At 71.0% G+C, this 25,409-nt stretch carries 28 protein-coding genes and 1 riboswitch; of the genes, 26 read left to right on the forward strand and 2 right to left on the reverse strand.

Translation table 11 applies throughout. From position 1 onward, the window contains the following. Nucleotides 1-50: 50 nt before the first annotated feature. Complete coding sequence (gene ftsH / locus OG753_RS29590) at nt 51-1,988, forward strand: ATP-dependent zinc metalloprotease FtsH (RefSeq protein ID WP_405790790.1); 1,938 nt, start codon at nt 51-53, stop codon at nt 1,986-1,988. A 22-nt stretch (nt 1,989-2,010) separates the two neighbouring features. Here the strand turns inward: ftsH and OG753_RS29595 are convergent, their stop codons facing one another. Continuing rightward, nucleotides 2,011-2,697, reverse strand: coding sequence for a methyltransferase type 11 (locus tag OG753_RS29595; protein WP_405790791.1), 687 nt, complete (start codon nt 2,695-2,697; stop codon nt 2,011-2,013). A gap of 131 nt (nt 2,698-2,828) precedes the next feature. Between OG753_RS29595 and proS the strand changes: the two genes are divergently transcribed. From proS to OG753_RS29685, 18 genes are all read left to right on the forward strand, one after another. Beyond that, nucleotides 2,829-4,241: a proline--tRNA ligase gene (gene proS / locus OG753_RS29600; RefSeq protein WP_327264657.1), complete on the forward strand. Its 1,413-nt coding sequence runs from the start codon at nt 2,829-2,831 to the stop codon at nt 4,239-4,241. Between the two features lie 208 nt (nt 4,242-4,449). After that, entirely contained in the window at nt 4,450-5,046 is a 597-nt protein-coding gene (locus tag OG753_RS29605; protein WP_327264658.1) for a hypothetical protein, read from the forward strand. A 383-nt stretch (nt 5,047-5,429) separates the two neighbouring features. Continuing rightward, nucleotides 5,430-5,870: a 30S ribosomal protein S16 gene (gene rpsP, locus OG753_RS29610; RefSeq protein WP_030386406.1), complete on the forward strand. Its 441-nt coding sequence runs from the start codon at nt 5,430-5,432 to the stop codon at nt 5,868-5,870. Nucleotides 5,871-5,872: 2 nt separating this feature from the next. Next, a complete protein-coding gene (locus OG753_RS29615; protein ID WP_030011889.1) occupies nt 5,873-6,112 on the forward strand; it encodes an RNA-binding protein in 240 nt (79 codons plus the stop codon). A gap of 150 nt (nt 6,113-6,262) precedes the next feature. Beyond that, nucleotides 6,263-6,877: a ribosome maturation factor RimM gene (rimM, locus tag OG753_RS29620; RefSeq protein ID WP_327264659.1), complete on the forward strand. Its 615-nt coding sequence runs from the start codon at nt 6,263-6,265 to the stop codon at nt 6,875-6,877. Beyond that, nucleotides 6,877-7,698: a tRNA (guanosine(37)-N1)-methyltransferase TrmD gene (trmD, locus tag OG753_RS29625; protein ID WP_327264660.1), complete on the forward strand. Its 822-nt coding sequence runs from the start codon at nt 6,877-6,879 to the stop codon at nt 7,696-7,698. Before rimM ends, trmD begins: the two co-directional genes overlap by 1 nt. Nucleotides 7,699-7,831: 133 nt before the next feature. Then, complete coding sequence (rplS, locus tag OG753_RS29630) at nt 7,832-8,182, forward strand: 50S ribosomal protein L19 (RefSeq protein WP_030386403.1); 351 nt, start codon at nt 7,832-7,834, stop codon at nt 8,180-8,182. A 44-nt stretch (nt 8,183-8,226) separates the two neighbouring features. Beyond that, on the forward strand, nt 8,227-8,964 hold the full coding sequence (lepB, locus tag OG753_RS29635) for a signal peptidase I (protein ID WP_327264661.1): 738 nt from the start codon (nt 8,227-8,229) through the stop codon (nt 8,962-8,964). Continuing rightward, nucleotides 8,957-9,841, forward strand: coding sequence for a signal peptidase I (gene lepB, locus OG753_RS29640; protein WP_327266952.1), 885 nt, complete (start codon nt 8,957-8,959; stop codon nt 9,839-9,841). The genes lepB (OG753_RS29635) and lepB (OG753_RS29640) overlap by 8 nt, the downstream gene beginning before the upstream one ends. Before the next feature lie 111 nt (nt 9,842-9,952). Beyond that, entirely contained in the window at nt 9,953-10,852 is a 900-nt protein-coding gene (gene lepB, locus OG753_RS29645) for a signal peptidase I (protein WP_327264662.1), read from the forward strand. Nucleotides 10,853-10,897: 45 nt separating this feature from the next. Next, nucleotides 10,898-11,677, forward strand: coding sequence for a signal peptidase I (gene lepB, locus OG753_RS29650; protein WP_405790796.1), 780 nt, complete (start codon nt 10,898-10,900; stop codon nt 11,675-11,677). Then, nucleotides 11,667-12,173 (forward strand): NUDIX hydrolase, encoded by a 507-nt coding sequence (locus tag OG753_RS29655; protein ID WP_327264664.1) that lies wholly within the window; start codon nt 11,667-11,669, stop codon nt 12,171-12,173. Before lepB (OG753_RS29650) ends, OG753_RS29655 begins: the two co-directional genes overlap by 11 nt. A gap of 55 nt (nt 12,174-12,228) precedes the next feature. Next, nucleotides 12,229-12,537: a DUF2469 domain-containing protein gene (locus OG753_RS29660; RefSeq protein ID WP_005311352.1), complete on the forward strand. Its 309-nt coding sequence runs from the start codon at nt 12,229-12,231 to the stop codon at nt 12,535-12,537. Between the two features lie 126 nt (nt 12,538-12,663). Next, nucleotides 12,664-13,035 carry a YraN family protein gene (locus OG753_RS29665; protein WP_327264665.1) on the forward strand — a complete coding sequence of 124 codons (372 nt, stop codon included), beginning with the start codon at nt 12,664-12,666 and terminating at the stop codon, nt 13,033-13,035. Next, nucleotides 13,035-14,669, forward strand: coding sequence for a YifB family Mg chelatase-like AAA ATPase (locus OG753_RS29670; RefSeq protein WP_405790797.1), 1,635 nt, complete (start codon nt 13,035-13,037; stop codon nt 14,667-14,669). The genes OG753_RS29665 and OG753_RS29670 overlap by 1 nt, the downstream gene beginning before the upstream one ends. Further along, nucleotides 14,666-15,841, forward strand: coding sequence for a DNA-processing protein DprA (dprA, locus tag OG753_RS29675; protein ID WP_327264667.1), 1,176 nt, complete (start codon nt 14,666-14,668; stop codon nt 15,839-15,841). The genes OG753_RS29670 and dprA overlap by 4 nt, the downstream gene beginning before the upstream one ends. Nucleotides 15,842-16,050: 209 nt before the next feature. Then, nucleotides 16,051-16,887, forward strand: coding sequence for an RNA polymerase sigma factor WhiG (whiG, locus tag OG753_RS29680; protein ID WP_327264668.1), 837 nt, complete (start codon nt 16,051-16,053; stop codon nt 16,885-16,887). 52 nt (nt 16,888-16,939) lie between these two features. Next, on the forward strand, nt 16,940-17,497 hold the full coding sequence (locus OG753_RS29685) for a helix-turn-helix domain-containing protein (RefSeq protein ID WP_327266953.1): 558 nt from the start codon (nt 16,940-16,942) through the stop codon (nt 17,495-17,497). A 39-nt stretch (nt 17,498-17,536) separates the two neighbouring features. On the opposite strand, the gene OG753_RS29690 is transcribed toward OG753_RS29685, so the two are convergent. Further along, nucleotides 17,537-18,022: a M23 family metallopeptidase gene (locus OG753_RS29690; RefSeq protein ID WP_327264669.1), complete on the reverse strand. Its 486-nt coding sequence runs from the start codon at nt 18,020-18,022 to the stop codon at nt 17,537-17,539. A 250-nt stretch (nt 18,023-18,272) separates the two neighbouring features. On the opposite strand from OG753_RS29690, the gene rpsB reads away from it, so the two are divergent. The 7 genes from rpsB to OG753_RS29725 all read left to right on the forward strand — a co-directional run bounded on the left by rpsB (nt 18,273) and on the right by OG753_RS29725 (nt 25,361). Then, entirely contained in the window at nt 18,273-19,163 is an 891-nt protein-coding gene (gene rpsB / locus OG753_RS29695) for a 30S ribosomal protein S2 (protein ID WP_327264670.1), read from the forward strand. Between the two features lie 135 nt (nt 19,164-19,298). Next, nucleotides 19,299-20,135 carry a translation elongation factor Ts gene (gene tsf / locus OG753_RS29700; RefSeq protein ID WP_327264671.1) on the forward strand — a complete coding sequence of 279 codons (837 nt, stop codon included), beginning with the start codon at nt 19,299-19,301 and terminating at the stop codon, nt 20,133-20,135. Nucleotides 20,136-20,297: 162 nt separating this feature from the next. Next, complete coding sequence (gene pyrH / locus OG753_RS29705; protein ID WP_327264672.1) at nt 20,298-21,077, forward strand: UMP kinase; 780 nt, start codon at nt 20,298-20,300, stop codon at nt 21,075-21,077. A gap of 93 nt (nt 21,078-21,170) precedes the next feature. Then, nucleotides 21,171-21,728: a ribosome recycling factor gene (gene frr / locus OG753_RS29710; protein WP_030016386.1), complete on the forward strand. Its 558-nt coding sequence runs from the start codon at nt 21,171-21,173 to the stop codon at nt 21,726-21,728. Beyond that, nucleotides 21,728-22,804 carry a phosphatidate cytidylyltransferase gene (locus tag OG753_RS29715; RefSeq protein ID WP_405790800.1) on the forward strand — a complete coding sequence of 359 codons (1,077 nt, stop codon included), beginning with the start codon at nt 21,728-21,730 and terminating at the stop codon, nt 22,802-22,804. Before frr ends, OG753_RS29715 begins: the two co-directional genes overlap by 1 nt. A gap of 93 nt (nt 22,805-22,897) precedes the next feature. Beyond that, nucleotides 22,898-24,010: a 23S rRNA (adenine(2503)-C(2))-methyltransferase RlmN gene (gene rlmN, locus OG753_RS29720; protein WP_073911009.1), complete on the forward strand. Its 1,113-nt coding sequence runs from the start codon at nt 22,898-22,900 to the stop codon at nt 24,008-24,010. A 58-nt stretch (nt 24,011-24,068) separates the two neighbouring features. Beyond that, nucleotides 24,069-24,178, forward strand: a riboswitch (TPP riboswitch). An 85-nt stretch (nt 24,179-24,263) separates the two neighbouring features. After that, nucleotides 24,264-25,361 (forward strand): thiamine ABC transporter substrate-binding protein, encoded by a 1,098-nt coding sequence (locus tag OG753_RS29725; protein ID WP_327264674.1) that lies wholly within the window; start codon nt 24,264-24,266, stop codon nt 25,359-25,361. Nucleotides 25,362-25,409 lie beyond the last annotated feature (48 nt).

The following is a 25,409-nucleotide window of genomic DNA, read 5'->3' on the forward strand; positions in this document are numbered from 1 at the left end:
CCGTTCTATCCCTTATGGTCGGCCGGGAGGATGGCAGAAGGAGGCGCCCCGTGCCCAGCCCCACCCCCGTACCTCCCCGAGACAGGGCCGACACGCCCTGGCGCTCGGAAGGCGCACCGCCCACCCCCGCGCCGAAGAAGAGAATGCCGGGCGGCTGGCGGGGGCTCATCCTGGCCGCTCTGATCGTCTACCTGGTGACCAACCTGGTGCTGTCCTTCTTCAACGAGGGCGACGAGCCGACGATCTCGTACACCGAGTTCAGCAAGCAGGTCGCCGCCGGAAACGTCTCCAAGATCTACTCCAAGGGCGACGCCATCCAGGGCCAGCTGAAGGCCGCGCAGCCCCTGCCCGGCGGGGACAAGGGCGACTACACCAAATTCGTCACCCAGCGCCCGGCCTTCGCCGACGACGCGCTGTGGGCCGACCTCACCCAGCAGAACGTGACCGTGACAGCCTCCCCGGTCGTCGTGCAGCGCAGCTTCCTCGCCAACCTGCTGATCTCGCTCGCCCCGATGCTCCTCCTGGTCCTGCTGTGGGTGGTCATCGCCCGCCGGATGGGCTCCGGAGCGGGAGGGATGGGCGCACTGGGCCGCAAGGCCCCGCCCAGGCCGGTGGAGCTGGAGACGGGCGACAGGCGCACCACCTTCGAGGACGTGGCCGGCATCGACGAGGTCGAGGGCGAGCTCAACGACGTCGTCGACTTCCTCAAGAACCCGCAGGAGTACCGGAAGATGGGCGCCCGGATGCCCGGCGGGGTCCTGCTCTCCGGCCCGCCCGGCACGGGCAAGACCCTGCTGGCGAGGGCGGTCGCGGGCGAGGCGGGGGTGCCCTTCTTCTCCGCCTCTGCCTCCGAGTTCATCGAGATGATCGTCGGAGTCGGCGCCTCCCGCGTGCGCGAACTGTTCACCGAGGCGCGCAAGGTGGCCCCCGCCATCATCTTCATCGACGAGATCGACACCATCGGCCGGGCCCGCGGCGGGGGCAGCGCCATGGGCGGGCACGACGAACGCGAACAGACCCTCAACCAGATCCTCACCGAGATGGACGGCTTCTCCGGCTCGGAGGGCGTGATCGTCCTCGCGGCCACCAACCGCGCCGACGTGCTGGACCCGGCGCTGACCCGCCCCGGCCGCTTCGACCGCATGGTGGTCGTCTCCCCGCCCGACCGGGCCGGCCGCGAGGCCATCCTGCGCATCCACACCCGGGACATCCCGCTCGCCGAGGGCGTGGACCTCGCGCAGGTGGCCCGCATCACGCCCGGCATGACCGGAGCGGACCTGGCCAACCTGGCCAACGAGGCCGCCCTGCTGGCCGTCAAGCGCCAGCAGACCCAGGTCACCCAGTCGGACCTGTCGGACGCCCTGGAGAAGGTCCAGCTGGGCGCCGAGCGACCGCTGGTCATGCCGGAGGAGGAGCGCCGGCGCACCGCCTACCACGAGAGCGGCCACGCACTGCTGGGCATGCTCCAGCCGGGCGCCGACCCGGTCCGCAAGATCACGATCGTTCCCCGCGGCCGCGCACTCGGCGTCACCCTCTCGACCCCGGACGCGGACCGGTACGCCTACACCGAGGAGTACCTGCGCGGCCGCATCATCGGCGCCCTCGGCGGCATGGCGGCCGAGCACGTCGTCTACGACCTCATCACCACCGGAGCCGAGAACGACCTGGAGCAGGTGACCAACATCGTCCGCGGCATGGTCGGCCGCTGGGGCATGAGCGAGCGGATCGGCCGCCTCACCGCGATCCCCTCCGACGGACAGAGCCCCTACGGCCTGTCCGCCGCCCCCGCCACCCTCGACGCCGTCGACCACGAGATGCGGCGCATCGTGGACGAGTGCTACATCGAGGCCTGCCGGCTGCTGCGCGAGCACCGCCCGCAGCTGGACGCCTTGGCGCAGGCCCTCCTCGCCAGCGAGACCCTGGACGAACCGGCCGCCTACGCCGCCGCGGGCATCACCCGGATGACGAAGGCGTACGGCGCCGACTGAGGTGCGGCCTCAGGTCCCGCCGTCAGTCCACCCTGGCGATCACATACCGGAAGATGTTCGGCAGCCACACGGCGCCGTCGGACCGCTCGAACGGGTGAAGCGCCTCGGCCAGTTCCTTCTCCGCCAGCACGGGATCGGCCGTGCGGTCGTAGAGCCCGGTCGACAGCAGTCCGCGTACCGCGCTGTCCACGTCCGCGTACCCGAACGGGCAGAACACCCGCCCGGAACCGTCCGGTCTCAGCCCGGCCCGCTCCACCAGGGCGTCCAGATCCCGCGGCGCGGGCCCGCCGCCCAGGACCGAGGGCACCGTGCAGCGCTCCGCGGGCCCCCAGTCGGCCAGCACCACCGCCCCGCCGCGGCGGACCGCGGGCAGGGCCGCCGCCAGGGCCGCGGGGGCCGGGGAGAAGGCGAGCAGGGCGTCGTACGGCCGGGGCGGCGAAGCAGGCTCCGGCGGGGCCGCCAGTACCTCCAGCAGCCGCTCACGGGCCAGTGCCCGCCGGGCCGGATCCGCCTCCACGCCCGTGGCCGCGGCTCCCCGCCCGGCCGCCAGCAGCAGGGCCAGGCCCGCCCCGCACTCCAGGCCGAGCAGCCGGTCACCCGGCCCGACCTCCAGCCGGTCGTAGACCGCCTCGTACAGCGGTACAAGCATCCGTTCCTGGATCTCCGCCCAGTCCCGGGCGACGAGCGTCGCCGTCGGCGTCGGTGTCATCGAAAGAGCGCTCCTGATTCCGTGTCGCCCCCGTGCCCCCGTTGCCAGAGAACTCCCCATTCGCGCCCGCGTCCAGAGGAGCGCGCCACCCGATTCACGTATCGCGTGCCGGGCGCCGTACGATTCGCGGCATGGCAAAGGCACCCGTTCTCACCCCGCAGGCGGAGGATTTCCCCCGCTGGTACCAGGATCTGATCAACAAGGCCGAGCTGGCCGACAATGGTCCGGTCCGCGGCACCATGGTCATCCGACCGTACGGCTACGGCCTGTGGGAGCGGATGCAGCAGGAGATGGACGCGCGCATCAAGGACGCTGGCGCCCAGAACGCGTACTTCCCGCTGTTCATCCCGCAGTCGTACCTGACGAAGGAAGCGGAGCACGTCGAGGGCTTCGCCCCCGAGCTCGCGGTCGTCACGCACGGCGGCGGCAAGGAGCTGGAAGAGCCGGTCGTCGTCCGGCCCACCTCCGAGACGATCATCAACGACTACTTCTCCAAGTGGGTCCAGAGCTACCGTGACCTGCCCCTGCTGATCAACCAGTGGGCCAACGTGGTCCGCTGGGAGATGCGCCCGCGCGTGTTCCTCCGTACGAGCGAGTTCCTCTGGCAGGAAGGCCACACGGCCCACGCCACCTACGAGGACGCCCGCGACTACGCGGCCCGCATCCACACGGACGTCTACGGCGACTTCATGACGAACGTGCTCGGCATCGACGTCGTGCTCGGCCGCAAGACCGCCAAGGAGCGCTTCGCCGGCGCCATCAACACCCTCACCCTCGAGGGCATGATGGGCGACGGCAAGGCCCTGCAGCTGGGCACGAGCCACGAGCTCGGCACCAACTTCGCCAAGGCCTTCAACACGCAGTACCTGTCGAAGGAAGGCAAGCAGGAGCTCGTCTGGCAGACCTCGTGGGGCGTCTCGACCCGCATGGTCGGCGGCCTGATCATGTCGCACGGCGACGACAACGGCCTGCGCGTCCCGCCGCGCCTCGCGCACGTCCAGGTCGTCGTCATGGCGATCAAGGGCGACGAGGCCGTGGCCAAGGTCCGCGAGCTGGGTGCCCAGCTCAAGGCGGCCGGCCTGCGCGTGTTCGTCGACGACCGCGTCGACACCCCCTTCGGCCGCCGCGCCGTGGACTGGGAGCTCAAGGGCGTACCGGTCCGCATCGAGATCGGCCCCCGCGACCTGGAGGCCGGCACCGCGATGCTGGCCCGCCGGATCCCGGGCGGGAAGACCCCGGTGCAGATCGACGCCCTCGCCGACCTGCTGCCCAAGGTGCTGGACGAGGACCAGGCGCAGCTGCTGCGCGAGTCCCGCGAGCGCCGCGAGGCCCGTACGTCCGACGTCGCGACCATCGGGGAGGCCGCCGAGGCCGCCATCGCCGGCGGCTGGGCGCGGATCCCGTGGGCCGACCTCGGTCCCGAGGGCGAGGCGAAGCTGGCGGAGCAGGCCGTCTCCGTGCGCTGCCTGATCGCCGAGGACGGGTCGGTCCCGGAGGCGGACGACGCCCCCGGTACGCTCGCGATCGTCGCGCGCTCGTACTGACCGGGCCGACAGGCTTCCCGGCCCCGGCGTGCGGCACGTGCCGCACGCCGGGGCCGGTTCACTTTGGTCGACGTTACGTACCGACTCCTCCTGAGATCGGCGCACCCGTCCTCGTCAGGACGCATGAGACTGAACTGACTGGTACGTGCAAAAAATTTGGAATGGCCCGGAATCGGAACACCCGGGCACCTCGGCTCGTTGTCACGACGTGAGCACGACACCACCTGTTCTCGCCGCAGAGCTGGCGCAGGCGTGGGCCGATATTCAGCGGTACCACCCCGAGCTGCCTGACCTTGCCGCGCCCGAGTCCCTGATCGGAGAGTCCTCGTCCGCCTGCGGCGGCGAGCTCTCCTTCGAGCGACTGCTGCACGAGGCAGTCCACGGCATCGCCGCAGCGCGCGGTGTCCGTGACACCTCGCGCGCCGGCCGCTACCACAACCGCAGATTCCTCGCGATCGCCGAGGAGATGGGGCTGGACCACTCCGAAGAACCGCACGCGAGCAGCGGCTTCTCGCTGGTCACCCTCAACCCGGAGGCGAAGCGCCGCTACCGGCCCACCATCGAGCGGCTTCAGCGCGCGCTGAAGGCCCACACGGCGGCCACGGCAGCCGACACCAAGCGCAGCTTCCGCGGACCGGCGGCCCGGCACGGGTCGTCCGGCGGCGGTGTGCGCGTCAAGGCGGTCTGCGACTGCGGGCGCAACGTGCGGGTGGTCCCCTCCGTGCTGGCTCAGGCGCCGATCGTCTGCGGTGGCTGCATGAAGCCCTTCCGCATCCCCGACGTGGCCATCGCGGCGGCCTCCTGACCGCCCTGTCGGCCGCCGCCGGGGCCACCGCCCCACGGCGAACCGGCCGCCGGGCTCCCGCCCCCACCGGGGCGGCCGCCGACGGCGCACACGCGGGCAGCCCGTACCGCCGAACCACCGGTGGGCCGCGCCCCGCGCCCCGTACGGCCGTCCCCGTGGAAGGCCGCGCCCGCACCGAGGCGGGAACGGGCCGCCGGCGGGAGCCGGTCCTGCCCGCCCGGCGGAGCGCGGCGCAGGCGTATGGCACAATGGCTAGCTGTACTCGACAGTCGCATAGGACCCCTCTCTCCTCCGGCTGACGCGTCCATCGGGCACCCGAGTACCGCAACCCCACGTGGCATCTCATGTGCCCAACCACGTCAAGTTCAGGAGACACCACTCCAGTGGCAGTCAAGATCAAGCTCAAGCGCCTCGGCAAGATTCGCCAGCCGCACTACCGCATCGTCGTCGCCGACGCCCGTACCCGTCGGGACGGTCGCGCGATCGAAGAGATCGGTATCTACCACCCGACCTACAACCCGTCGCGCATCGAGGTCAACGCCGAGCGTGCGCAGTACTGGCTGTCCGTCGGCGCCCAGCCCACCGAGGCTGTGCTCGCCATCCTGAAGCTGACCGGTGACTGGCAGGCCCACAAGGGTCTCCCCGCCCCCGCGCCGCTCCTGCAGCCGGAGACGAAGGAGAGCAAGCGTCGCTCCTTCGACGAGTTCGCCAAGGCCCTCGAGGGCATCGGCGAGGGCAAGGGCGAGGCCATCACGCAGAAGGCGAAGAAGGCCGACAAGAAGGCGGACGAGGCTGAGGCCGCCGCCGAGTCGACCGAGGCCTGATCATGCTCGAGGAGGCTCTTGAGCACCTCGTAAAGGGCATTGTGGACAACCCCGACGAAGTGCAGGTCGCCTCGCGCAACCTGCGTCGCGGGCAGGTGCTCGAGGTCCGGGTCCACCCCGACGACCTCGGCAAGGTGATCGGCCGCAACGGCCGCACCGCACGTGCTCTGCGCACCGTCGTGGGCGCCATCGGCGGCCGGGGGATCCGCGTCGACCTCGTCGACGTGGACCAGGTCCGCTGAGCAGTTGATTCACCGGCACGGGCCGGGGAGGGCGTATGTTGCCCGCCCCGGCCCGTGCTGTTTCTGCCCCCGGGCAGGAGCGATGTTTCTGCCCCCGGGCAGGAGCGACCAATGATGTGAGCAACCACGCCGCAGTAAGGGAAGAGCACAGTGGAGTTGGTAGTCGCGCGGATCGGCCGCGCCCACGGCATCAAGGGTGAGGTCACCGTCGAGGTGCGCACCGACGAGCCGGAACTGCGGCTCGGTCCCGGCGCCGTGCTCAGGACGGACCCCGCGACGGCGGGACCTCTGACGATCGAGACGGGCCGCGTGCACAGCGGGCGGCTGCTGCTCCGTTTCGCGGGGGTCAAGGACCGCACCGGCGCCGAGGCGCTGCGCAACATCCTCCTGATCGCCGAGGTCGACCCGGCAGAGCTGCCGGAGGAGCCCGACGAGTACTACGACCACCAGCTGATGGACCTGGACGTGGTGCTGGAGGACGGCACCGAGATCGGCCGGATCACCGAGATCTCCCACCTGCCCTCGCAGGACCTCTTCATCGTCGAGCGGCCGGACGGCACCGAGGTGATGATCCCCTTCGTGGAGGAGATCGTCGCCGAGATCGACCTGGACGAGCAGCGCTGTGTCATCACCCCGCCGCCCGGGCTGATCGACGAGCGCGACGCCATCGTCGTATCGACCCGTGACGAGGAAGCGGCGGACGCCGACAACTCCGAGGACGCCCCGGGTTCCAAGGGTTCCAAGGGCTCCGGGGACGACGCCTGATGCGTCTCGACGTCGTCACGATCTTCCCCGAGTACCTGGAGCCGCTGAACGTCTCCCTCGTCGGCAAGGCCCGCGCCCGCGGGCAGCTCGACGTGCACGTGCACGACCTGCGCGACTGGACGTACGACCGGCACAACACCGTGGACGACACGCCGTACGGCGGCGGTCCCGGCATGGTCATGAAGACCGAGCCGTGGGGCGAGGCGCTGGACTCCGCGCTGGCCGACGGCTACGAGGCCGGCGCGCACGGGCCCGTCGTCGTCGTTCCCACGCCCAGCGGCCGGCCCTTCACCCAGGAACTGGCCGTCGAGCTCTCCGAGCGGCCCTGGCTGATCTTCACGCCGGCCCGGTACGAGGGCATCGACCGCCGGGTCATGGACGAGTACGCCACCCGCATGCCGGTGTACGAGGTCTCCATCGGCGACTACGTCCTGGCGGGCGGCGAGGCCGCCGTACTGGTGGTCACCGAGGCCGTGGCCCGGCTGCTGCCCGGGGTGCTCGGCAACGCCGAATCGCACCGCGACGACTCCTTCGCGCCCGGCGAGATGGCGAACCTGCTGGAGGGGCCCGTCTACACCAAGCCCCCCGTGTGGCGGGGCCGGGACATCCCCGAGGTGCTGCTCAGCGGCCACCACGGGAAAATCGCCCGGTGGCGCCGGGACGAGGCCTTCCGCCGCACCGCGCAGAACCGGCCGGACCTGATCGAGCGCTGCGAGGCCGCGGGCTTCGACAAGAAGGACCGCGAGATCCTCTCCGTCCTGGGCTGGCAGCCGTCCGCAGACGGCCGATTTTGGCGCAGGCCGCAGGCCGTGGAAGAATAGGCGGCTGCTGTGTGCTCGCGGGCGCCCCTGCCACAGGGGGACCGTCGTCCGCCGGGTCCCACAGCTCCCGAATTCTCTACGGAAACCCGCACTGGCGACCTGTGGCGTCATGCGAAGAAAGCAGACGAAGAACATGTCTCACCTGCTCGATGGCGTCAACGCCGCCGCGCTCCGCTCGGACGTCCCGGCCTTCCGCCCGGGTGACACGATCAACGTGCACGTCCGCGTGATCGAGGGCAACCGCTCCCGTATCCAGCAGTTCAAGGGCGTAGTCATCCGCCGCCAGGGTGCCGGTGTCTCCGAGACCTTCACCGTGCGCAAGGTGTCCTTCAGCGTCGGCGTGGAGCGTACCTTCCCGGTCCACTCCCCGATCTTCGAGAAGATCGAGCTCGTCACCCGCGGTGACGTTCGCCGTGCGAAGCTGTACTACCTCCGTGAGCTCCGCGGCAAGGCCGCGAAGATCAAGGAGAAGCGCGACCGCTGAGGCCGCACCCGGAGTCCGGGGGCGGCCGGATAGGCTCGCCCCCGATGGACACCGAAGCACCTCACACGCAGCGCGGCCACTCTTCCCCCCGCGAGGGGGACGAGCGGCCGCGTTTTGCGTTGTCCCAGACGCGGCGGACCGCCGGCGGGCGGCCCCTGACCTGGCGCCGCGCCGGAGCGCTCGGTGTGATCTGCACCGTCCTCCTGCTGCTGTTCAGCAACTTCGTGATCCAGCCCTTCCTGATCCCGAGCCGCTCGATGGAGCCGACGCTGCAGGTCGGGGACCGGGTGCTGGTCAACAAGCTGGCGTACCGTTTCGGCGAGCAGCCGCGCCGCGGCGACCTCGTGGTCTTCGACGGCACGGGCTCCTTCGTACGGGAACGCCCGGCCGGCAATCCGGTCGGCGGCCTGCTGCACGGCGCGGCTTCGGCGCTCGGGCTGGCGGAGCCGTCGGACACCGACTTCGTGAAGCGGGTCGTGGGCGTCGGCGGCGACGACGTGGTGTGCTGTGACGCCGGCGGGCGGGTGGCCGTGAACGGTGTGCCGCTGGACGAGCCGTACCTGTACCCCGGTGACGCCCCCTCGGTGGTGCCGTTCCGGATCGTCGTACCGCTCGGGACCCTCTGGGTCATGGGCGATCATCGTTCCCAGTCCCGGGACTCCCGGGATCACCTGGGCGAGCCGGGTGGGGGGATGGTGCCGGTGGAGAAGGTGATCGGGCGGGCCGACTGGATCGGCTGGCCCCTGTCGCGCTGGGATTCCGTGGGCGGTGGCCATGGGTAGCCGCGGACGGTCGCGGGGCGGACGGCAGTGGGAACCCGAGCCGGAACCCGAGCCGGAGCCGGAGCCCGTACCGCCCCCGGTGGTCAAGAACGGCCGGGTGGAGGGCGGCCGGGCCGAACGGCGCCGGACGGCCCGCAAGGTGCGCCGCAGGCGCCGCACGCGCCGGGCCGGCGAGCTGCCGCTGCTGGTCGTCGTGGCGCTGTGCATAGCCCTGCTCCTGAAGACCTTCCTGGTGCAGGCCTTCTTCATTCCGTCGGGCTCCATGGAGCAGACCATCCGGATCGGCGACCGGGTCCTCGTGGACAAGCTGACCCCGTGGTTCGGCTCCAAGATCGAGCGCGGCGACGTCGTCGTGTTCAAGGACCCCGGCGGCTGGCTCAGGGGCGAGGCGGCCCGTCCGGCCAAGGACCCGATCGTGGTCAAGCAGATCAAGGAGGCGCTGACCTTCATCGGCCTGCTGCCCTCGGCCGACGAACAGGACCTGATCAAGCGGGTCATCGGGGTCGGCGGGGACACCGTCAAGTGCTGCGACGGCAGGGGCCGGGTCACCGTCAACGGCTCGCCGCTCGATGAGCCGTACGTGAACCCGGGCAACACCCCTTCGGACATTCCGTTCGACATCGTGGTGCCGGAGGGCCGGCTCTTCGTGATGGGTGACCACCGCGCGAATTCGGCCGATTCCCGTTTCCATCTCGACGAGGGCTTTCAGGGCACCATCGCCGAGAGCGGAGTGGTGGGGGAGGCCGTCGTGATCGCCTGGCCGTTCGGCCACTGGACCCGGCTGGAGCAGCCGGAGACCTTCCGCATGGTGCCCGATCAGGCACGGCGCGAGGGACGCGGCCGTCGGCGTGGCCGTCGGGGCGTGCCGTTCGCATAGTGTGTCCTCGGTCTCCCGAGCCTTAGGGAACTCCCGCTCGTTAAGGGAGGGGAGGGCCCGTGCGGTTTCGACGCGGGCGGCAATCGCGAGTGAGGAGTGGATGTGGGGGACGTGGCGGTAGGCGCACGGTCCGGGCGCGACGAGGGCGAGGAGCGGCCGGACGACGCCGTCGAGCGTGAGGCCGAGGAGGACGGCGACGCCAAGGAACATGCGCACCGGTCCTTCTGGAAGGAGCTCCCGCTCCTCATCGGCATCGCCCTGCTGCTTGCCCTGCTGATCAAGACCTTCCTGGTCCAGGCGTTCTCCATCCCGTCCGACTCGATGCAGAACACCCTGCAGCGCGGCGACCGGGTACTGGTGGACAAGCTGACCCCCTGGTTCGGATCCGAGCCCGAGCGGGGCGAGGTCGTGGTCTTCCACGACCCGGCGGACTGGCTGTCCGGAGAGCCCACCCCCGAGCCGAACCTCTTCCAGCAGGTGCTCAGCAAGATCGGCCTGATGCCGGACGCCGCCGAGAAGGACCTGATCAAGCGGACCATCGCCATCGGCGGGGACACGGTCGAGTGCAAGAAGGGGGGACCGGTCGTCGTCAACGGCAAGGCGCTGGACGAGCCGTACATCTTCCCCGGCAACACCGCGTGCGACGACGCCCCGTTCGGCCCGATCACCGTGCCCAAGGGCAAGATCTGGGTCATGGGCGACCACCGGCAGAACTCCCAGGACTCCCGCTACCACATGCAGGACTCCACCCAGGGCTTCGTGCCGGTCGACAAGGTCGTCGGCCGGGCCGTGGTGGTCGCGTGGCCGCTCACCCGCTGGTCGACCCTGCCGGTCCCGGACACCTTCGACCAGCCGGGCATCGGCAACCAGGCCGCGGCGACCGCGCTCGGCCTCGGGGCCGCAGGACTGGCCCCGGTCGGGCTCGGACCGGCCGCGCTGGGGCTCACGGGAGCCGTTCCGCTCGTCATGTGGCGCAGGCGGAAGCTGACCAGCGGCCGTACCGACGGGTAGGGTGCCGCCCAGGTCGACGATCCCGAAGTGTGTGGGGGCGCTGGAATGGGCGGAACACAAGCGATACGCAGTGGCAAGGATGGCCGCGGCGGTCTCGGCAACGTGCTGTCGGGACTCGCCGTGGCCATCGGCTTTGCGCTCTTCCTGGGCGGCTTCGTGTGGGGGGCGGTCGTCTACCGGCCCTACACGGTGCCCACCGACTCGATGATGCCCACCGTGCGGCCCGGGGACCGGGTGCTGGCGCAGCGCATCGACGGCGGCGAGGTGCGCCGCGGGGACGTGGTCATCTTCACTGATTCCATGTGGAGCGACTCGCCCATGGTCAAGCGGGTCGTCGGCATCGGCGGCGACACCGTCAAGTGCTGCGGCCCGGCCGGCGGGCTGACGGTGAACGGCGCCCCGCTGGACGAGCCCTACGCCGACACCAAGGGCCCCGATACCGGCCTGGCCATGCCGCCCGGACAGACCGCGCCCACCGGGACCCCCTTCGAGGTGACGGTCCCCGAGGGGAACCTCTTCCTGCTGGGCGACCGGCGGGCCGCCTCCCTGGACTCCCGTGCCCACCTGCAGGAGGCCGGACAGGGCACGGTGCCCCGGTCCGCCGTCAGCGCCCGCGTCGACGCCCTGGCCTGGCCCACCATGACGATGCTGGAGCGGCCGGCGTACGTCGCCCTGCCGGGCGGGGCCTCGCAGCCCGGGCCGCTGCTGCTCCAGGTGGCGGCGGTGCTGGCCGGGGCCGCCCTGGTGGTGCTGGGGGCCGCGTACGGGCCGCTCGCGCGGGTCCTGGGGCGCGGGCGGCGCAAGGAGCGGGCCGGTGTCAGCTGACCCGGCCGGGGAGCACGGCCACCGGAAGGTGTCGCGGGTGATCCTGCTGGACCCGGCGGACCGCATCCTGCTGCTGCACGGCTTCGAACCGGCCGACCCCTCGGACGACTGGTGGTTCACCCCCGGCGGCGGGCTGGAGGGGGCGGAGAGCCGGGAACAGGCCGCACTGCGGGAGCTGGCGGAGGAGACCGGGATCACCGAGGTGGAGCTGGGTCCGGTGCTGTGGCACCGGTACTGCTCCTTCCCCTTCGACGGACGGCGCTGGGACCAGGACGAGTGGTACTTCCTGGCCCGTACCACCCAGACCGCGACCGAGATGGGCGGCCTCACCGAACTCGAGCGGCGTAGTGTCACCGGAGCCAGGTGGTGGACCTCCGAGGAACTTCTGGCGGCCCGTGAGACGGTGTACCCGACCAGACTCGCCGAGCTGCTCCGTACGCTGCTCGACGACGGTCCTCCGGGTGAGCCGGTGGTCCTGGCCCCGGAAATCGTTTAGGGGCACATGGGCCTGGCGCACAATAGGGGGACGCACGGCTGAAGGGGAACATGCCATGAGTGCCGAGGACCTCGAAAAGTACGAGACCGAGATGGAGCTGAAGCTCTATCGGGAGTACCGCGACGTCGTCGGGCTGTTCAAGTATGTGATCGAGACGGAACGCCGTTTCTACCTCACGAACGACTACGAGATGCAGGTGCACTCGGTCCAGGGGGAGGTGTTCTTCGAGGTCTCGATGGCCGACGCCTGGGTCTGGGACATGTACAGGCCGGCCCGCTTCGTGAAGCAGGTGCGGGTGCTGACCTTCAAGGACGTGAACATCGAGGAGCTCAACAAGAGCGATCTCGAACTGCCCGGCAGCTGAGGGCAGGTGCCGGCAGCGCCGCCTCACCCGCAAGGGTGAGGCGGTTGTCCACAACGGCCGGTTTGTCCACCAAGATCCACACGGTGGGCGGGGGCGCGGGACCGTCGGTGCCGGAGGTGGTGCCGGATGAACGCGAAGGGCGTGGCACAGCAGGCATTGGGGCGGTACGGCGAGGACCTCGCGGCACGGCGGCTCACCGAAGCCGGGATGACCGTGATCGCACGGAACTGGCGGTGCCGCGGCGGGGAGATCGACATCGTCGCCCGGGACGGGGACGCCCTGGTCGTGTGCGAGGTCAAGACCCGCAGAACGGGCGGCTTCGAGCATCCGATGGCCGCGGTGCGGCCCGCGAAGGCCGAGCGCCTGCGCGGACTCGCCGGACGCTGGCTCGCCGACCACGGCGGACCACCACCGGGCGGGGTGCGCATCGACCTCGTCGGGGTGCTGCTGCCGCGGCGCGGGGCTCCCCTGGTGGAACACGTCAGGGGGGTGGCCTGATGGGGTTCGCGCGGGCCTGCTCGGTGGCCCTGGTGGGCGTCGACGGCGTGGTGGTCGAGGTACAGGCCGACCTGGAGCCCGGGGTCGCGGCCTTCACCCTGGTGGGACTGCCGGACAAGACCCTGGTCGAGAGCCGGGACCGGGTGCGGGCGGCCGTGGTCAACTCGGGAGCGGCCTGGCCGCAGAAGAAGCTCACCGTCGGGCTGAGCCCGGCCTCCGTACCGAAATCGGGCGCGGGATTCGATCTCGCCGTCGCGGCAGCTGTCCTCGGGGCCGCCGAGCTGGTCGACCCGGGCGCGATCGCGGACCTCGTCCTCATCGGGGAACTGGGACTGGACGGCCGGGTGCGCCCGGTCCGGGGGATCCTGCCCGCGGTCCTCGCCGCGGCCGAGGCCGGATACCGGCAGGTGGTGGTGCCGCAGCAGTGCGCGGCCGAGGCCGCGCTCGTCCCGGACGTCTCGGTCCTCGGCGTACGGAGCCTGCGCCAGCTCATCGCGGTCCTGACCGGTGGTGAGGTCCCGCAGGAGGAGCCCTGCGAACCGCCGGGCCGGCCGGACCCGATGCTGGCCGGACTGCTCGTCCCGGGGGCGGGACTGGGGACGGGCCTCGCCCGGGGCCGCCCCGGCGGGGAGGACACCGAGGGTTTCCCCGACCTCGCCGACGTGGCCGGGCAGCACACGGCGCGCCGCGCGCTGGAGGTGGCGGCCGCCGGAGGGCACCACCTCTTCCTCAGCGGGCCGCCCGGAGCGGGCAAGACCATGCTGGCCGAGCGGCTGCCCTGGCTCCTGCCGCCGCTCACCCGGCAGGACTCCGTGGAGGTCACGGCCGTCCACTCGGTCGCGGGAATCCTGCCGCCAGGCGAACCGCTGGTCGCGAGGCCCCCGTACTGCGCACCGCACCATTCGGCGACCATGCAGTCCCTGGTGGGCGGCGGAAACGGGATCCCGAGGCCCGGGGCGGTCTCCCTGGCGCACCGGGGCGTCCTCTTTCTGGACGAGGCCGCGGAGTTCCAGAGCAAAACGCTGGACGCGCTGCGACAGCCCCTCGAATCGGGGTACGTGGTCGTCGCCCGAGCCGCCGGGGTGGTGCGGCTGCCGGCGAGGTTCCTGATGGTGCTCGCCGCGAACCCGTGTCCGTGCGGACGCCACACCTTGCACGGGGCCGGGTGCGAATGCCCGCCCTCGGTGATCCGGCGTTACCAGGCACGGCTGTCAGGGCCGTTGCTCGACCGGGTCGACCTGCGGGTGGAGGCCGAGCCCGTGACCCGCTGCGACCTGCTGGGGCGGGGCGGCCGCGGGGAGTCCACCGCGGTCGTGGCCGAGCGGGTCAAGGAGGCCCGGGAGCGCGCCGCGGCCCGGCTCGCCGACACGCCGTGGCGGCTCAACTCGGAGGTGCCCGGGCCGGAATTGCGCACCCGGTGGCAGGCGGGGCCGGGCGCGCTGGCCTGCGCCGAACGCGACCTGGAGCGGGGGCTTCTCACCGCGCGCGGACTGGACCGGGTGCTGCGGGTCGCCTGGACCGTGGCAGACCTGCGCGGGCGGGACCGGCCCGAGGCGCTGGACGTGGCCGTGGCCCTGGAGCTGCGGACCGGGATCGCCCGCGGGGCGATGCCATTGCCGGGGGCCGGGACATGACCGGCGCCCGGGACGGGGAACTGGTGGCGCGGGCGGCGCTGACCCGTGTGCTGGAGCCCGGGGACGCGCACGGCGGGCGCTGGCTGCGGGAGTTCGGCGCGGTGGGGCTGATACGGCTGCTGACCGACCCGGGCGCGGAGCCGGACACGCCGTCCGGGGTGGGGCCGGAGCGACTCGCCGGGTACCGCAGACGGGCGGCGCTGGCCGACCCCGGGCGGGACCTCGCCCTGGCCGCCGAGTCGGGGGGCCGGTTCGTGTTCCCGGGATCGCCGGAGTGGCCGACCCAGCTCGACGACCTCGGCGACGAGAGGCCCGTCGGGCTGTGGCTGCGGGGGCGGCCGAACCTCCGTACCTGGGCGCTGCGTTCGGTATCCGTGGTCGGGGCCCGCGCCTGCACCCCGTACGGCGCGCACATGGCCCAGACCCTGGCCGCCGGGCTCGCCGAGCGGGGCTGGGTCGTGGTGTCCGGCGCCGCGTTCGGGATCGACGGCGCCGCCCACCGGGGGGCCCTCGCCTCGGGCGGAGCGACCGCGGCGGTGCTGGCCTGCGGCGCGGACGTCGCCTATCCGCGCGGACACGCCGGGCTGCTCGGCCGGATCGCGGGGCAGGGGCTGATCCTCGGGGAGCTGCCACCGGGCAGCCATCCGACTCCCAGCCGCTTCGTCCTGCGCAACCGGGTCATCGCGGCCCTGACCCGGGGCACGGTCGTCGTGGAGGCCGCGCACCGCAGCGGCTCCCTGGTCACGGCCCGGCGGGCGCAGCGTCTTGGGCGGTTCACGATGGGCGTCCCCGGTCCCGCGACCAGCACCCTCTCCGCCGGGGTGCACGAGCTGCTGCGGGGCGAGGCCGCGCTCGTCACCGATGCGGACGAGGTGATCGAGCTGGTCGGGGCCATGGGCGAGCTCGCTCCCGAGCGGCGCGGCCCGGTGCTCGCCCGGGACCTGCTGGACCGCGACACCGCGCGCGTTCTCGAGGCGCTGCCGGCCGGCCGGCCCGCGGACGTGGCCGAGCTGGCACTTGCCTCCGGCACCGGCGCCGATGAAGTCATCGGCAGACTGTACGAACTTCACTCTCTGGGGTTCGTCGAACGGCAGGGCGACGGCTGGCAGTTGAGCAGACAAACGGCTGGAGGAGGCACACAAACCGCAGCCCCCCGGCGAGGCGGTCGTTGACCTGGGGTGTTCCGGTGAAAGAGTGAAACCGATGAGAGACACGGTCTTGCCGGTGGCGGTCGCCGGGACCGAGCGCGAGGCGCCGGTCCCGGGTCGTCCGCGCGAGTCGGGGCGCCGCTGGGTCCCCGCGCCATCCCGTACTCTTCGCGCACCGCGACAATCTCGTCACGCTACGCTCCCAAGGAATCCGGCTCCGGCAAAGGCGAAGCATGCCCCAGCACACCTCAGGGTCCGACCGCGCTGCGGTGCCCCCCGCTGCCCGTGGCGGCGTGCGGTCCACCGCGCCCACGTCCCTGGAGGTGCTGTGGCGCTCGTACAAGGAATCGGGTGACGAGCGGTTGCGGGAGCAGCTGATCCTGCACTACTCGCCCCTGGTGAAGTACGTCGCCGGACGCGTCAGCGTGGGTCTGCCGCCCAATGTGGAGCAGGCCGACTTCGTCTCCTCCGGAGTCTTCGGGCTGATCGACGCCATCGAGAAGTTCGACATCGACCGGTCGATCAAGTTCGAGACGTACGCGATCACCCGGATCCGCGGCGCGATGATCGACGAGCTGCGGGCCCTGGACTGGATCCCCCGCTCGGTCCGGCAGAAGGCGCGCGCCGTGGAGCGGGCCTACGCCACGCTGGAGGCCCAGCTGCGGCGCACCCCGACGGAGATCGAGGTCGCCGGGGAGATGGGGATCGGTGTGGACGACCTCCACACCGTCTTCAGCCAGTTGTCGCTGGCGAACGTGGTCGCCCTGGAGGAGCTGCTGCACGTCGGCGGCGAGGGCGGCGACCGCCTCTCGCTGATGGACACCCTGGAGGACACCGCCGCCGACAACCCGGTGGCGGTGGCGGAGGACCGCGAGCTGCGGCGCCTGCTGGCGCGGGCCATCAACACGCTGCCCGAGCGGGAGAAGACCGTGGTGACCCTCTACTACTACGAGGGCCTCACCCTCGCCGAGATCGGCAACGTCCTGGGCGTCACCGAGAGCCGGGTCAGCCAGATCCACACCAAGTCCGTCCTGCAACTGCGCGCGAAGTTGGCCGATGTGGGGAGGTGAGCTTGCGGTACCTCCGTAGAGTGGATGCGTGCCCAGGATTCGAGCGGCCTCCGTGGCCGAGCACCGGTCGATGCAGCGCGGCGCCCTCTTGGACGCCGCGCGTTCCCTGCTGTCCGAAGGCGGGACGGAGGCGCTGACCTTCCCCGCCCTCGCGGAGCGGACCGGCCTCGCCCGGTCCTCCGTGTACGAGTACTTCCGCTCCCGCGCCGCAGTGGTCGAGGAACTGTGCGCCGTGGACTTCCCCGTGTGGGCCGCCGAGATCGAGGCGGCGATGGAGGAGGCCCCGTCGCCGGAGGAGAAGATCGAGGCCTACGTGCGCAGCCAGTTGGGGCTGGTGGGCGACCGGCGGCACCGGGCCGTGGTGGCCATCTCCGCCAGCGAGCTGGACGCGGGGGCCCGCGAGAAGATCCGCGCGGCCCACGGCGGGCTCGTGGCGATGATCGTCGAGGCGCTGAGCGCCCTGGGACAGGCCGAGCCGAGGCTGGCCGCCATGCTGCTGCAGGGTGTCGTGGACGCGGCGGTGCGGCGGATCGAGCTCGGCGCGGCGGAGGATCCCGCCGTCGTGACGGAGGCGGCCGTGGCCATGGCCCTGCGGGGCGTCCGGGGCTGAGGCCCTTCAGCAGCCGCCCAGGACGCCGGGTCCCGTGCCTCAGCCGCCGGCGGGTTGTGATCCGGCGGGCAGGAGGCGCGGCGTCGGGCGCGGGAGGAGGGCCAGGGGGTTGAGGTAGGTCTCGCCCGCCAGTAGGCCCCAGTGCAGACACGGCTCCGGGCAGTGCGAGCCCTCCGTCAGGACCGCCACCACCTGGCCCGCCGTGACCGGCTCGCCCTCCACGACCAGCGGCCGCACCGGCTCGTAGGTCGTGCGCAGCCCGTTCGGCAGGGCGATGGAGAGCACCCCGCGGCCGGCGACCGGGCCGGCGTGGTGGACCCGGCCGGCCGCGACCGCCCGGAGCTCCGCGCCCACCGGGGCGGACAGGTCCACGCCGCGGTGCCCGGCTGCGTACGGCGTGGGCGGCGGGTCCCACCAGCGGGCCACCGTCAGTGGGCCGGGCAGCGGGCGGACCCCGGGAAGGGCCGGCTGGGACAGGGCCGGCTGGGACAGGGCCAGGAGCAGGCTGAGCAGCAAGGTCGTCATGGACCACAGCGTCCCGCGCCCGCCGGAACGGACGTGCGGGCCTGTGGACGACCGCGGCACTGTGGACAACGGCGTCACCCGGCATACCGCCGGGTCCCGTACACTTCTTGTGGCGATCCGGGTCACCGGGTCGACTTCGCACGCCCCGGCGCCAGGCTGAAACAGCCAGGTGACAGCGTCTCTCGGTCCCTCATGGGGGCAGGGCGCGGTGGGGCGTCAGGAACCAAACCGAGAAACCAAGGAGATGGCCATGGCCGTCGTCACGATGCGGGAGCTGCTGGAAAGCGGCGTCCACTTCGGTCACCAGACCCGCCGTTGGAACCCGAAGATGAAGCGCTTCATCTTCACGGAGCGCAACGGCATCTACATCATCGACCTGCTGCAGTCGCTGTCGTACATCGACCGCGCCTACGAGTTCGTGAAGGAGACCGTCGCGCACGGTGGCTCCATCATGTTCGTCGGTACCAAGAAGCAGGCCCAGGAGGCCATCGCCGAGCAGGCGACGCGCGTTGGTATGCCGTACGTCAACCAGCGGTGGCTGGGTGGCATGCTCACCAACTTCTCCACCGTCTACAAGCGCCTTCAGCGTCTGAAGGAGCTTGAGGCGATCGACTTCGAGGACGTCGCCGCCTCGGGTCTCACCAAGAAGGAGCTCCTGGTCCTCTCCCGCGAGAAGACCAAGCTGGAGAAGACCCTCGGTGGTATCCGCGAGATGTCGAAGGTTCCCAGCGCCGTCTGGATCGTCGACACCAAGAAGGAGCACATCGCCGTCGGTGAGGCGCGCAAGCTCCACATCCCGGTCGTCGCGATCCTCGACACCAACTGCGACCCCGACGAGGTCGACTACAAGATCCCGGGCAACGACGACGCGATCCGTTCCGTCACCCTGCTCACCCGCGTGATCGCCGACGCCGTCGCCGAGGGCCTCATCGCCCGCTCCGGCGCTGCGACCGGTGACTCGAAGCCGGGCGAGAAGGCCGCCGCCGAGCCGCTCGCCGAGTGGGAGCGCGACCTGCTCGAGGGCGACAAGAAGGCCGACGAGCCCGCCGAGGCCGCTCCGGCCGAGGCTGCTGCCGAGGCCCCGGCCGCCGAGGCCCCCGCCGCCGAGGCCGCTCCGGCCGCGGACGCCGAGCAGGCCTGACCCACTGAGAGCGCCCGGCGTTCACTCGCCGGGCACTCCCAGCACGGACGATGACGGCGGGGGAGCCGCGCCAAAAGCGCGGCGCCTCCGCCGTTCACCCGTAGATCTACGACTTCGAGAGAGAATCCCAGACTCATGGCGAACTACACCGCCGCTGACGTCAAGAAGCTCCGCGAGCTCACCGGCGTCGGCATGATGGACTGCAAGAACGCGCTGGTCGAGTCCGACGGCGACGTCGACAAGGCCATCGAGGCCCTCCGCATCAAGGGTCAGAAGGGCGTCGCCAAGCGCGAGGGCCGTTCTGCCGAGAACGGTGCCGTCGCCTCCCTCATCTCCGACGACAACACCTCCGGTGTCCTCGTCGAGCTGAAGTGCGAGACGGACTTCGTCGCCAAGGGTGACAAGTTCCAGGCCGTCACCAACGAGATCGCCGCGCACATCGCCGCGACCTCCCCGGCCGACATCGAGGCGCTGCTCGCGTCCGAGATCGCGCCCGGCAAGACCGTCCAGGCGTTCGTGGACGAGGCCAACGCCAACCTCGGCGAGAAGATCGTCCTGGACCGCTTCGCGCAGTTCACCGGCGGTTACGTCTCGGCGTACATGCACCGCACCATGCCCGACCTGCCGTTCCAGATCGGCGTCCTGGTCGAGCTGGACAAGGAGAACGCCGAGGTCGCCCGCGGCATCGCGCAGCACATCGCCGCGTTCTCCCCGCAGTGGCTGTCCGCCGAGGACGTCCCGGCCGAGAAGGTCGAGTCCGAGCGTCGTGTGGCCGAAGAGGTCACCCGCGCCGAGGGCAAGCCCGAGGCCGCGATCGCGAAGATCGTCGAGGGTCGCGTCAACGGCTTCTTCAAGGAGAACACCCTCCTTGGCCAGGCCTACGCGCTGGACAACAAGAAGTCCGTCCAGAAGGTTCTGGACGAGGCCGGTGTCACCCTGGTGCGCTTCTCGCGCATCAAGGTCGGCATCTGAGTCCGTCCGTACGCGACGGACACCGGACCCCGGTAGGGTCTGAGGCAGTCGTCCGCGCTCGCGCGAGGCGACCGCAGATCTGACGAGGAGGCCATTGCCGTAGAGGGAACCGCAAGGACCCACCGGCAATGGCCTTCTTCGTATGTGCACGAGGAGATCTCCATGAATCAGGGCGTGGACCCCCACACCGCATCCGACGACAAGAGCGACCAGGACGAGAAGGGCCGCCGCTTCATGCTGAAGCTGTCGGGCGAGGCCTTCTCCGGTGGCGGAGGACTGGGCGTCGACCCCGACGTCGTCCACGCCATCGCGCGTGAGATCGCCGCGGTGGTCCGCGACGGCGCGGAGATCGCCGTCGTGATCGGCGGCGGCAACTTCTTCCGCGGCGCCGAACTCCAGCAGCGCGGCATGGACCGGGCCCGGTCCGACTACATGGGCATGCTCGGTACCGTCATGAACTGCCTCGCACTCCAGGACTTCCTGGAGAAGGAGGGCATCGACTCCCGCGTGCAGACCGCCATCACCATGGGCCAGGTCGCGGAGCCGTACATCCCGCTGCGTGCCGTGCGGCACCTGGAGAAGGGCCGCGTCGTCATCTTCGGCGCCGGCATGGGCATGCCCTACTTCTCCACCGACACCACGGCCGCCCAGCGCGCCCTGGAGATCGACGCCGAGGCCCTGCTCATGGGCAAGAACGGCGTCGACGGGGTCTACGACTCCGACCCGAAGAAGAACCCGGACGCGGTGAAGTTCGACGCGCTGGAGTACAGCGAGGTCCTCTCACGCGACCTCAAGGTCGCCGATGCCACCGCGATCACGCTCTGCCGCGACAACAAGCTGCCGATCCTCGTGTTCGAGCTGCTCGCCGAGGGCAATATCGCCCGGGCCGTCAAGGGTGAGAAGATCGGCACGCTCGTGAGCGACCAGGAAACCCGGGTCTGAGCCGTCCGCTGCCGGACCGAGCGGGCCCGGACCGGGCCCGCCAGACCCGCCCGCCCGCCTGAACCATCCATATCTGACATGCAGGAGCACGTGGTGACCGAAGAGATCCTCCTCGAGGCCGAGGAGAAGATGGAAAAGGCCGTCGTCGTCGCCAAGGAAGACTTCGCCGCGATTCGCACCGGCCGTGCGCACCCGGCGATGTTCAACAAGATCGTGGCGGAGTACTACGGCGCCATCACGCCCATCAACCAGCTCGCCTCCTTCTCGGTGCCCGAGCCGCGCATGGCGATCGTGACCCCGTTCGACAAGAGCGCCCTGCGCAACATCGAGCAGGCCATCCGCGACTCCGACCTCGGTGTCAACCCGAGCAACGACGGCAGCATCATCCGGGTGACCTTCCCCGAGCTGACGCAGGACCGCCGCAAGGAGTACATCAAGGTCGCGCGCACCAAGGCCGAGGACTCGAAGATCTCGCTGCGCGCCGTCCGCCGCAAGGCCAAGGACGCCCTTGACAAGCTGGTCAAGGACAAGGAGGCCGGCGAGGACGAGGTGCGCCGCGCGGAGAAGGAGCTCGACGACACCACCGCGAAGTACGTCGCGCAGGTGGACGAGCTCCTCAAGCACAAGGAAGCCGAGCTCCTCGAAGTCTGATGAACGACACTTCCTGGCAGCCGGAGCCGGTTCCGGCGGGTCCCGCATACGATGCGCAGGTGGGCCCGCACACTCGGCCCATGCCCATCGTGCCCGATGCCGCCGGCCGTGACTTCGACGACCGGGAAGCACGCGATCGGGGGGTCGTCGCCGACGGCGGCCCCCTCTTCCGCGCCGATACGCCGCCGCAGGAGCCCATGCCCAGCCCCCCGCCTCCGCATGCCCAGCAGCCGCAGGACTCCTCGCCCCCGCCGCAGAAGAAGCGCGCCGGGCGGGACCTGCGTGCGGCCATAGGGGTAGGCGTCGGTCTCGGCGCGGTGATCTTCGCCTCGCTGCTGATCGTCAAGGCCGTCTTCGTCGGCGTCATCGTCGTCGCGGTCGTCGTCGGCCTGTGGGAGCTCACCTCCCGGCTGCAGGAGAAGAAGGGCATCAAGGCCCCGCTCGTCCCGCTCGCGGTCGGCGGCGCAGCCATGGTCATCGCCGGATACGTCCGGGGGGCCGAGGGCGCCTGGGTCGCCATGGCCCTGACCGTGCTGGCGGTCCTGGTGTGGCGGATGACCGAACCGCCCGAGGACTACCTCAAGGACGTCACGGCGGGCGCCTTCGCGGCCTTCTACGTCCCCTTCCTGGCCACCTTCGTCGCGATGCTGCTCACCGCCGACGACGGTCCCCAGCGCGTGATCACCTTCCTGCTCCTGACGGTGGTCAGTGACACAGGGGCCTACGCGGTCGGCTGGCGCTTCGGCAAGACCAAGCTCGCGCCGCGCATCAGCCCCGGCAAGACCCGCGAGGGACTGTTCGGCGCGGTGGCCTTCGCCATGGCGGCCGGCGCGCTGTGCATGGAGTTCCTGATCGACGGCGGCGCCTGGTGGCAGGGCCTGCTGCTCGGCCTCGCGGTCGCGGTCAGCGCGACCCTGGGCGATCTGGGCGAGTCGATGATCAAGAGGGACCTCGGCATCAAGGACATGGGCACCCTGCTGCCGGGACACGGCGGCATCATGGACCGCCTCGACTCCCTGCTCCCGACGGCCCCCGTGGTGTGGCTGCTGCTGGCGGCCTTCGTAGGCACCGGCTGACCTGCGAAAAGGCGTCGCAGGACGCCGGGCGGTTACTCTTGGAAGGCGCGCTGCTTCTGCGGCGCGCCTTTCGTCTTACAAGGAGTACCTGCCATGGCCCGCCCCGTTCCGGGAGAGCTCACCTTCGTCGCCCCTCGCGGGGCCAAGAAGCCGCCCCGGCACCTCGCCGACATGACCCCGGCCGAGCGCCGTGAGGCGGTCGCCGCGATCGGCGAGAAGCCGTTCCGGGCCAAGCAGCTCTCCCAGCACTACTTCGCGCGGTACGCGCACGACCCGGCCGAGTGGACCGACATCCCGGCGGGCTCGCGGGAGAAGCTCCAGCAGGAGCTGCTGCCGGACCTGATGAACGTCATCCGGCACATCTCGTGCGACGACGACACCACCCGCAAGACCCTGTGGAAGCTGCACGACGGCACGCTCGTCGAGTCCGTGCTCATGCGCTACCCCGACCGGGTCACCATGTGCATCTCCTCGCAGGCCGGCTGCGGCATGAACTGCCCGTTCTGCGCGACCGGCCAGGCGGGCCTCGACCGCAACCTCTCCACCGCCGAGATCGTGCACCAGATCGTCGACGGCATGCGCGCGCTGCGCGACGGCGAGGTCCCCGGCGGCCCGGCGCGGCTGTCGAACATCGTCTTCATGGGCATGGGCGAGCCGCTGGCCAACTACAACCGCGTGGTGGGCGCCATCCGCCGGCTCACCGACCCGGAGCCCGACGGCCTGGGCCTGTCGCAGCGCGGTATCACCGTCTCCACCGTCGGTCTGGTTCCGGCCATGCTGCGCTTCGCCGACGAGGGCTTCAAGTGCCGTCTGGCCGTCTCGCTGCACGCGCCCGACGACGAGCTGCGCGACACCCTCGTCCCGGTCAACACCCGCTGGAACGTCCGCGAGGTGCTCGGTGCGGCCTGGGAGTACGCCGAGAAGTCCGGCCGCCGGATCTCGATCGAGTATGCCCTGATCCGCGACATCAACGACCAGGCCTGGCGCGGTGACCTCCTGGGCAAGCTGCTCAAGGGCAAGCGCGTGCACGTCAACCTGATCCCGCTGAACCCGACGCCGGGCTCCAAGTGGACCGCCTCGCGGCCGGAGGACGAGAAGGCCTTCGTGGAGGCCATCGCCCGGCACGGCGTGCCCGTGACCGTACGGGACACCCGCGGCCAGGAGATCGACGGCGCGTGCGGCCAGCTGGCCGCCTCGGAGCGCTAGATTCCGCTTCTGTTCGACGCGATTCGGCCACGGGGTACCCTGTGGCCGAACCAATTTCATATTCCGACAGGGGAGCGCCACAGCGCTGAGAGTGCGGTATCCGTCATCCGCAGACCCTCTGAACCTCGCCCCGGTCATTCGGGGTAGGAAGTTCGGTCACCACTCTTGCTGTTGCGCCCTGCCCGGCGTCCGCTCGCGAAGAGCGCCGGTCGGGGCCGCGTCTTCTCCTGGACATCCCAGGAGGAATTCACCAATGAGCACCACCAAGAAGATCGCGGGTGCCGCGCTCGCGGCCGCGCTCGGCGTCACCACGCTCAGCGCATGCGGCGGCGACGCCAAGGACAAGACCGCGGGCGCGAGCGACGCCCCGAAGTCCACAACCGTCACGCTGGTCTCCCACGACTCCTTCAACGTGACCGACGCGGTCCTCAAGGAGTTCGAGCAGCAGAGCGGCTACACCGTCAAGACGCTGAAGGCCGGGGACGCGGGCGCCGCGCTCAACCAGGAGATCCTCACCAAGGGCTCCCCGCGCGGTGACGTCTTCTTCGGCGTGGACAACACCCTCCTCTCGCGCGCCCTCGACAACGGCATCTTCACGCCGTACGAGGCCAAGGGCCTCGCCGGGGTGAAGCCCGAGTACGTGCTCGACAAGGAGCACCGGGTCACCCCGATCGACTCCGGTGACATCTGTGTCAACTACGACAAGGCCTACTTCGCCGAGAAGAAGATCGCCCCGCCGCAGACGCTGGACGACCTGGTCAAGCCGGAGTACAAGAACCTGCTGGTCACCGAGAACGCCGCGACCTCCTCGCCCGGCCTCGGCTTCCTGCTCGCCTCCGTCGGCAAGTACGGCGAGGAGGGCTGGAAGGACTACTGGAGCAAGCTGAAGGCCAACGGCGTCGAGGTCGTCGACGGCTGGGAGCAGGCCTACAACGAGCGCTTCTCCGGCTCCGCCGGCGGCAAGAAGGCCAAGGGCGACCGCCCGCTGGTCGTCTCCTACGCCTCCAGCCCTCCGGTCGAGGTGCTGTACGGCGAGCCGCAGCCGGCCGAGGCCCCCACGGGCGTCTCCACCGGCACCTGCTTCCGGCAGATCGAGTTCGCGGGCCTGCTCAAGGGCGCCAAGAACGAGGAGGGCGGCAAGGCCCTCGTGGACTTCCTGATCAGCAAGAAGTTCCAGGAGGACATGCCTCTCCAGATGTTCGTGAACCCCGTGACGAAGGACGCCGCCCTGCCGGAGCTGTTCACCAAGCACGGTGTGGTGATCGAGAAGCCCGAGAACGTGGCTCCCGAGACCATCGCCAAGAACCGTGAGCAGTGGGTCAAGGCATGGACCTCGCTCGTCGTGAAGTAGGCGGTACCAAGGAGCCGGGCGCGGCGTCGGGGGGCGCCGCGCCGGGCC

The organism is Streptomyces sp. NBC_00029 (assembly GCF_045160505.1).
Taxonomy (GTDB): Bacteria; Actinomycetota; Actinomycetes; order Streptomycetales; family Streptomycetaceae; genus Streptomyces.

Bases quoted from the DNA above. Each gene is read 5' to 3' on its own strand.
- OG753_RS29690 (WP_327264669.1), bottom strand. From the start codon at position 18,022: ATGACGACCTTGCTGCTCAGCCTGCTCCTGGCCCTGTCCCAGCCGGCC.
- rpsB (WP_327264670.1), top strand. From the start codon at position 18,273: ATGGCCGTCGTCACGATGCGGGAGCTGCTGGAAAGCGGCGTCCACTTC.
- trmD (WP_327264660.1), top strand. From the start codon at position 6,877: ATGCGTCTCGACGTCGTCACGATCTTCCCCGAGTACCTGGAGCCGCTG.
- rplS (WP_030386403.1), top strand. From the start codon at position 7,832: ATGTCTCACCTGCTCGATGGCGTCAACGCCGCCGCGCTCCGCTCGGAC.
- lepB (WP_327264661.1), top strand. From the start codon at position 8,227: ATGGACACCGAAGCACCTCACACGCAGCGCGGCCACTCTTCCCCCCGC.
- pyrH (WP_327264672.1), top strand. From the start codon at position 20,298: ATGAATCAGGGCGTGGACCCCCACACCGCATCCGACGACAAGAGCGAC.
- lepB (WP_405790796.1), top strand. From the start codon at position 10,898: ATGGGCGGAACACAAGCGATACGCAGTGGCAAGGATGGCCGCGGCGGT.
- OG753_RS29670 (WP_405790797.1), top strand. From the start codon at position 13,035: ATGGGGTTCGCGCGGGCCTGCTCGGTGGCCCTGGTGGGCGTCGACGGC.
- rlmN (WP_073911009.1), top strand. From the start codon at position 22,898: ATGGCCCGCCCCGTTCCGGGAGAGCTCACCTTCGTCGCCCCTCGCGGG.
- whiG (WP_327264668.1), top strand. From the start codon at position 16,051: ATGCCCCAGCACACCTCAGGGTCCGACCGCGCTGCGGTGCCCCCCGCT.
- OG753_RS29615 (WP_030011889.1), top strand. From the start codon at position 5,873: ATGCTCGAGGAGGCTCTTGAGCACCTCGTAAAGGGCATTGTGGACAAC.
- OG753_RS29665 (WP_327264665.1), top strand. From the start codon at position 12,664: ATGAACGCGAAGGGCGTGGCACAGCAGGCATTGGGGCGGTACGGCGAG.
- dprA (WP_327264667.1), top strand. From the start codon at position 14,666: ATGACCGGCGCCCGGGACGGGGAACTGGTGGCGCGGGCGGCGCTGACC.
- OG753_RS29660 (WP_005311352.1), top strand. From the start codon at position 12,229: ATGAGTGCCGAGGACCTCGAAAAGTACGAGACCGAGATGGAGCTGAAG.
- proS (WP_327264657.1), top strand. From the start codon at position 2,829: ATGGCAAAGGCACCCGTTCTCACCCCGCAGGCGGAGGATTTCCCCCGC.
- tsf (WP_327264671.1), top strand. From the start codon at position 19,299: ATGGCGAACTACACCGCCGCTGACGTCAAGAAGCTCCGCGAGCTCACC.
- OG753_RS29595 (WP_405790791.1), bottom strand. From the start codon at position 2,697: ATGACACCGACGCCGACGGCGACGCTCGTCGCCCGGGACTGGGCGGAG.
- OG753_RS29715 (WP_405790800.1), top strand. From the start codon at position 21,728: ATGAACGACACTTCCTGGCAGCCGGAGCCGGTTCCGGCGGGTCCCGCA.
- lepB (WP_327266952.1), top strand. From the start codon at position 8,957: ATGGGTAGCCGCGGACGGTCGCGGGGCGGACGGCAGTGGGAACCCGAG.
- OG753_RS29725 (WP_327264674.1), top strand. From the start codon at position 24,264: ATGAGCACCACCAAGAAGATCGCGGGTGCCGCGCTCGCGGCCGCGCTC.